General features: G+C 69.9%; 6 protein-coding genes. All 6 read right to left on the bottom strand.

The features are described from left to right. Positions 1-487, bottom strand: a 487-nt coding sequence (locus MXD58_RS18485; protein ID WP_250609634.1) for a M50 family metallopeptidase, incomplete at its 3' end; no start/stop codon positions are given. A 128-nt stretch (positions 488-615) separates the two neighbouring features. Continuing rightward, positions 616-1,923 (bottom strand): glucans biosynthesis protein MdoC, encoded by a 1,308-nt coding sequence (mdoC, locus tag MXD58_RS18480; protein ID WP_248837055.1) that lies wholly within the window; start codon positions 1,921-1,923, stop codon positions 616-618. A 583-nt stretch (positions 1,924-2,506) separates the two neighbouring features. Further along, entirely contained in the window at positions 2,507-2,674 is a 168-nt protein-coding gene (locus tag MXD58_RS18475) for a hypothetical protein (protein WP_248837056.1), read from the bottom strand. A 50-nt stretch (positions 2,675-2,724) separates the two neighbouring features. Then, positions 2,725-3,501: a thioesterase II family protein gene (locus MXD58_RS18470; protein ID WP_248837057.1), complete on the bottom strand. Its 777-nt coding sequence runs from the start codon at positions 3,499-3,501 to the stop codon at positions 2,725-2,727. Then, a complete protein-coding gene (locus MXD58_RS18465) occupies positions 3,482-5,053 on the bottom strand; it encodes an MFS transporter (RefSeq protein ID WP_248837058.1) in 1,572 nt (523 codons plus the stop codon). The genes MXD58_RS18470 and MXD58_RS18465 overlap by 20 nt, the downstream gene beginning before the upstream one ends. 168 nt (positions 5,054-5,221) lie before the next feature. Beyond that, the coding region (locus tag MXD58_RS18460) for an FAD-binding oxidoreductase (protein ID WP_284678546.1) at positions 5,222-5,685 on the bottom strand (464 nt) is incomplete at its 5' end.

The following is a 5,685-nucleotide window of genomic DNA, read 5'->3' as shown; positions in this document are numbered from 1 at the left end:
CCTCCACGCCGCGCCGCCAGGCCGCGATCTCCTCACCGGCGAACCGGGTCCCGGCGAGCCCCGCCCGGAACCGCTGCGCGTCCCCACCCTCGCCTCGCCAGGCGGCCAGCCACGCGCGCACCTCGGTGTCGGACGACGGCAGGGTCCAGCCCCGAAGCCCCTCGGCGACCTGGCCGCCGGCCGCGATCACGAACGCGTCCGCACCGCCCCCGGTGATCGTGTGCACCCGCCCGGAGCTACGCCCACCGGCCCGGATCGACGCCGAGCTGAACCGCGCCCCGACGGCCAGCGCCGCCACCGCGTGCCCCGCCTCGTGCCAGGCCGTGACGACCGCCTCCGCGCGGGCCGACGCGTAGGATCCGGCGAATCCGCCGTCGTAACGCTGCCGCAGCCAGACGTCGTGCACGAGCGACGCGTCATCGTGGCGCACCAACCGGGCGAGCTCCGCCCGCACCGCGGCCAGTGTCCGCGCCTGTGCCGCCGTCACACCCGAGAACTATAGGACCCGCGGCGCACCAAGATCCCAGTGTGCCGCGGCGCCTGGAGGCCGCGTCGTCCCACGGGAGCGTCGCCGATGTGGCCCGGCCCGTCAGGTGTGGGTCGGGCCTGCCCAGGTCAGACCCAGCGCAGCGGCTGCGTGTGTTCGATTTCCGCCATCACCTGGCGACGGTCCCTGGCCATCCGTAGCGTCATTTCCGCGTCGACGGCTGGCACGTCCAAGAGGACGGGGAGGACGGGGAGGACCGGCGCCGGCTCTGCCACCGGCCCGGCGGACTGCGCGGTACTCCGACCGCGTGCCGGGAACTTGCCATTGAAGATCTTGCGCAGGAAGGCCGACCGCATGATCAGGAAGTGGTGGATGGCCAGCGTCATCGCGATGGTGAGCATCGTGACCAGGAGCATCTGCGGCCAGTGCAGCGTCGGGTGCAGCCGCAGCAGGGTCGCGAAGATGTAGATCCAGAAAAAGTGGAAGAGGTAGACCGTGTAGGAGGCGTCGGCGAGGTAGCGGACGCTCGCTCGCGGTCCGGGTACGAGCTTCGCGCCGATCGCGAACAGGGTCGCGGTGAGCGCGATCGAGACCACGGTCTCGCTCAGGACCAGCCCGGTTCCCGACGCGAGCCCTGGCACCCAGCCTTTGTGCGCGGCGAGCAGCGCGGCGCCGGAGACGGCGAGAAGCACCGGCGCGGGCCGCTGGTAGAGCGGTAGAAGCCTGCTCCGGTCCAGGTAGAGAAGCACACCGAGGGTGAAGAACGGCAGGAACTCCAGCGTGAACTTCACCAGATCGCCGGCAGTGCTGGCACCCAGGACTGGTTCGACGACGGCGCGCCGGGCACCGTGGAGCACGATGGTGATCGCGACAACGCCGGAAATGATCGCGGTCATCATCCGCAGACGCCCCTCGGTGGCGCGCGCGAACGCCGAGGTGGCGACGAGCCGGGACATCAGGGTGACAATCGCGGGCGTGCACAGCGCGTAGACGAGCAGAACGCCGAGGAACCACAGGTGCAGCATCGGGTGCAGTTCGCCCTCGGGATGCGGGATGGTTCTTCCCCGAATGAAGTCCAGGAACGAGATGTCCGGATTGTTGTGGAAGTTGTAGGTCATCCAGAGCGTGACCGGGTTGAGCAGTAAGAACGTACACACGAGCGGCGTTCCGACGGCGGCGAGCCGGCGGCGCACGGCCTTCCCTGCCCCGTACTTCTGGACCAGCATCACCGAGAGAAATCCGGAGATCAGGAAGAAGCCTTCCATCCGGAAGAGGCTCGAGGCGTAGGCGATGCCGTGGAAGAACGTGTCATGGCCCAGCGTGGACGCATGGACGAAGACACCGATGAGCATGAACATGCCGCGCAGCGCGTCCAGGTGATGGTAGTGAACATCCGACCCGGACGTGCTCCCAGAACTTTTCCCCGACTCTTTCATGCCCTCTTCCCCGATCCGGCTGGCAACTCTGACGCGCAACAACGCACAGGAGATCCGCAGCGACGGAGAAGCCCGTCTTCCAGACGCACCTCGAGCTGTTACCACCGTCCCAGTTAGCGCAGCAACCGTGCTCGCGTTCACATGGAAAGAGCCTGCCGGATCGTGGACCGCCTGCCCCTGATTTTTCGGCTCAGCCGACCGGCACAGGACAGAGGATAGACCGACGGACCCACCCAGACCCCCACGCCACCACAACAGGTTCGGGTCGACCGGAGACGCGGGACACATTGATCAGCACTCCGACGATCCCCACGACAGCGGAGCCGCGGCGCTCCTCGACACAGAGAACAACCCCGGAAAGCGTGCTCCACCTGCACCAGAGCGCCGGGCGGGCGAGCAAGAAACAGGCGATACCGGCGCCTCTGCACACCCATTGGATAGCGCCGATCAACGTCGACCCGACGCCGCTCCGCGAGTGCGACCGAGCATGATCTTTACCGACCCTCTCTCAGATCATCATCCATCGAAAACCTGAGCCCAAGGCACACCTGCACGAATGAACGAATGAGACGTGACCTCCAGCTCATTTTACGGTCTTGAGCTGGCGGGTCAGCCGCACGGCAGACGTGGGCTCGATGCACCAGGTCACCCGCTGCATCTTGACATAGATGGCCGTCGACCTCCGGCAGGCCAGCAACATCGAAAGCAACGCCTGAATCCTGGCGGCCCACATCGACAGGCACAGCAACAACTGATTTTCCGCCGTCCCAGCGGGTCCGTTCCGGCGCGGCCGGGGCCTGGTCAGGTGGTGGTGTGGGCGCCGGAGGTGGCGGTGAGGACCTGGGTCAGCGCGGTGACGAGGGCGGGCTGCTGGTCGAGGAGGTAGAAGTGAGCGCCGGAGAAATGCCGGAGGTCGAACGAGGCGGTGGTGTGCTTTCGCCACAGTTCGGCCTCGGCGGTCGTGACACGCGGGTCGGAATCGCCGATCATCGCGACGACGGGCGCGCTGATCACCGCGTCGGGTTCGGGTGCGTACGTTTCGATGGCCTGGTAATCCGCGCGGGTCGGCGGAAGAATCATCTCGACGAGTTCCGGTTCGGCGAGAATCCGCGGATCGGTGCCGCCGAGGGTGCCCATCTCGGCGACGAACGCGGGGTCGGAAAGCCGGTGGTAGGCCTCGTCGCGAAATGCCGACGGCGCACGGCGGCCTGAGGCGACCAGCACGAACGGCGCAGGGCCGCCGGCCGACTCGAGCCGCCTGATCACCTCGAAACCGAGAATGGCGCCCATGCTGTGCCCGAACACGGCCAGCGGGCGGTCGTCGAGGCCGGCCAGCACCTCGGCGAGGCGGTCGGCCAGCGGCGCGAGCTCGGTGAAGGCGGGCTCGAGACGCCGGTCCTGGCGGCCCGGGTACTGCACGGCATACACATCGGCGACCTGGGACAATGCCCGGGACAACGGCACGAAGAAACTCGCTGAACCACCCGCGTGCGGAAGCAGGATCAGCCGCGGTCCCGTCGATGGGCCGGGCTGGAAACCGCGCAGCCACTGCCCGGCTTCAGTGGACGAAGGTGTCACCGCGCTCCGATCCCTGGACAGGGGTGCCGCCGCTGGTGGGCGACGCTCCCGTGGACTTCTCCGGTGTGCTCGCGAGCATTTCCCTGCCCGCATGATAAGCGATTTCCGGGTGCGGCCCGGCGCCGCGAGAGAGATCTCCCAGGGATACCGGGTCTCCCAGGGATACCGGGTCTCCCAGGGATACCGGGTCTCCCAGGGATACCGGGTCTCCCAGGGATGCCGGGTCTCCCAGGGATGCCGGGTCTCCCAGGGATGCCGGGTCTCCCAGGGATGCCGGGTCTTCCAGGGATGCCGGGTCTGGCGTCTGGGTGGTCGCCGCCACCACGGGGCCGTCCGCGTCGACCGCCGACGCGGCCCAGAACCGGTGCGCCGCCCAGGCCCCCAGTGCCGCGGCGGCGGAGATCAGCCCGCCCGCGTACAGTCCGGCCCGCGCGCCCGAGACGTCGGCGAGCCAGCCGACGAACAGTGCTCCCAGCGGCGTGGTGCCCTGCAGGATCAGGCTGTAGAGGGCCATGACCCGGCCGCGGTAGGCGGGGTCGCTGCCGAGTTGGATGCGGTGGTTCGCGGCCTGGGCGAAGTACAGCGACGCGAAGCCGGTGAGCGCGAGCAGGCCGATCGCCGCCGGATAGGTCGGGGATCCGCCGGCGGCGGCCTCCAGCAGCCCGAACGCCAACGCGGAGACGATCACGATCCGCGCCGACGGGCGGGCCCGCCGGCCGGTGGTGAGCAGCGCGGAGGCCAGCGATCCGACGGCGAGACCGGTGGTGAGCAGCCCGAAGGTCGCCGCGTCGGCGTGGAACACGGTCCGGGCCAGCAGCGGGACGGTGAGCTGGAAGTTAATCCCGAACAGGCCGACGGCGGCGACCAGTCCGAACACGACGACGAGGTCGGCGCGGCCGCGGACGTAGCGCAGGCCGTCGACGACCCGCGCGGGCCGGTCGCGACGGCGCGCCCGCGCGATGTCCGCCGGGCGCATGAGCCGCAGGCCGACGACGGTGGCCAGGTAGCTACCGGCGTTGAGGGCCATCGCCGGTCCGGTGTCGAAGGCGGCGATGAGCGGGCCGGCGGCGGCGGGGCCGACGACACGGGCGACGTTGAAGTAGGCCGCGGACAGCGCGGAGGCGTTGGGCAGCAGTTCGGGACCGACGAGTTCGCTGACGAACGACATCCTCGTCGGCATCTCGAGGGCGTTGACCAGGCCGATGCCCAGCGCGAACAGGCAGACCTGCCAGAGGCGGACGGCGCCGGTGAGCACGAGCAGGGCGAGCACAGCGGAGAGCACGCCGGCGGCGAGGTTGGCGCCGGTGAGCAGGGCCCGCTTGTCGTACCGGTCGGCGAGGCGCCCGCCGTAGAGGGTCAGCAGCATCATCGGGGTGAACTGCAGCGCGGTCACCAACGCCAGGGCCGAGCCGGAGTCGTGGCTCAGGGAGAGCACGAGCCAGTCCTGCGCGGTGAACATCATCCAGGTGCCGGTGACCGAGAGGACCTGCCCGACCGCGAAGAGCCGGAAGTTGTAGACCCGCAGCGAGCGGAAGACGCCGTCGATGCTCAACTCCTCGCCCTCAGTCCTCGCCCGGTGACGGCATCCAACCCGCGGATGGCCTCGCTGCCACCATCGTCGCCGACCGGTGCTCGCGCGGTCCTGCGATCGCGCGATGTCCGCCGCGGGTTATAGGGCGCCGCGGGTTATAGGGCGCCGCGGGTTACAGGGCGCCGCGGGTTACAGGGCGCGGCCGGGGTTGAGGATGCCGGCGGGGTCGAACACGGCGCGCAGCCGGCGTTGCAGGTCGTGGGCTCGGGGGCCGAGTTCGGCGGCGAGCCAGCGCTGTTTGAGCACGCCGACGCCGTGTTCCCCGGTGACGGTGCCGCCGAGGTCGAGGGCGAGGGCGAAGATCTGTTCGGCGGCGGCCCAGGCCCGCGGCGGGATTTCGGGTTCGGCCGGGTCGACGACGATGATCGGGTGCAGGTTGCCGTCGGCGGCGTGCGCCATCGTGAAGATCTCGACGCCGTGGGCGGCGCCGATCTCGGTGACACGGGCGGCGGCGCGGGCCAGGGCGCCGCGGGGCACGACGATGTCCTCGATGAGGACCCGGCCGAGGCGTTCCAGGGCGGGCAGCGCCGCGCGCCGCGCGGCGAACAGCTCCTCGGCCTGCTGCGGGTCCGTCGAGCGGCGCAGGCGCCGGG

It is taken from the genome of Frankia sp. AgKG'84/4, from assembly GCF_023242965.2.
GTDB lineage: Bacteria > Actinomycetota > Actinomycetes > Frankiales > Frankiaceae > Frankia.
This window is presented reverse-complemented; position numbering and strand designations above follow the sequence as displayed.

Excerpts from the sequence above, each read along its gene's own strand:
- mdoC (WP_248837055.1), bottom strand. The coding sequence starts at position 1,923 with ATGAAAGAGTCGGGGAAAAGTTCTGGGAGCACGTCCGGGTCGGATGTT.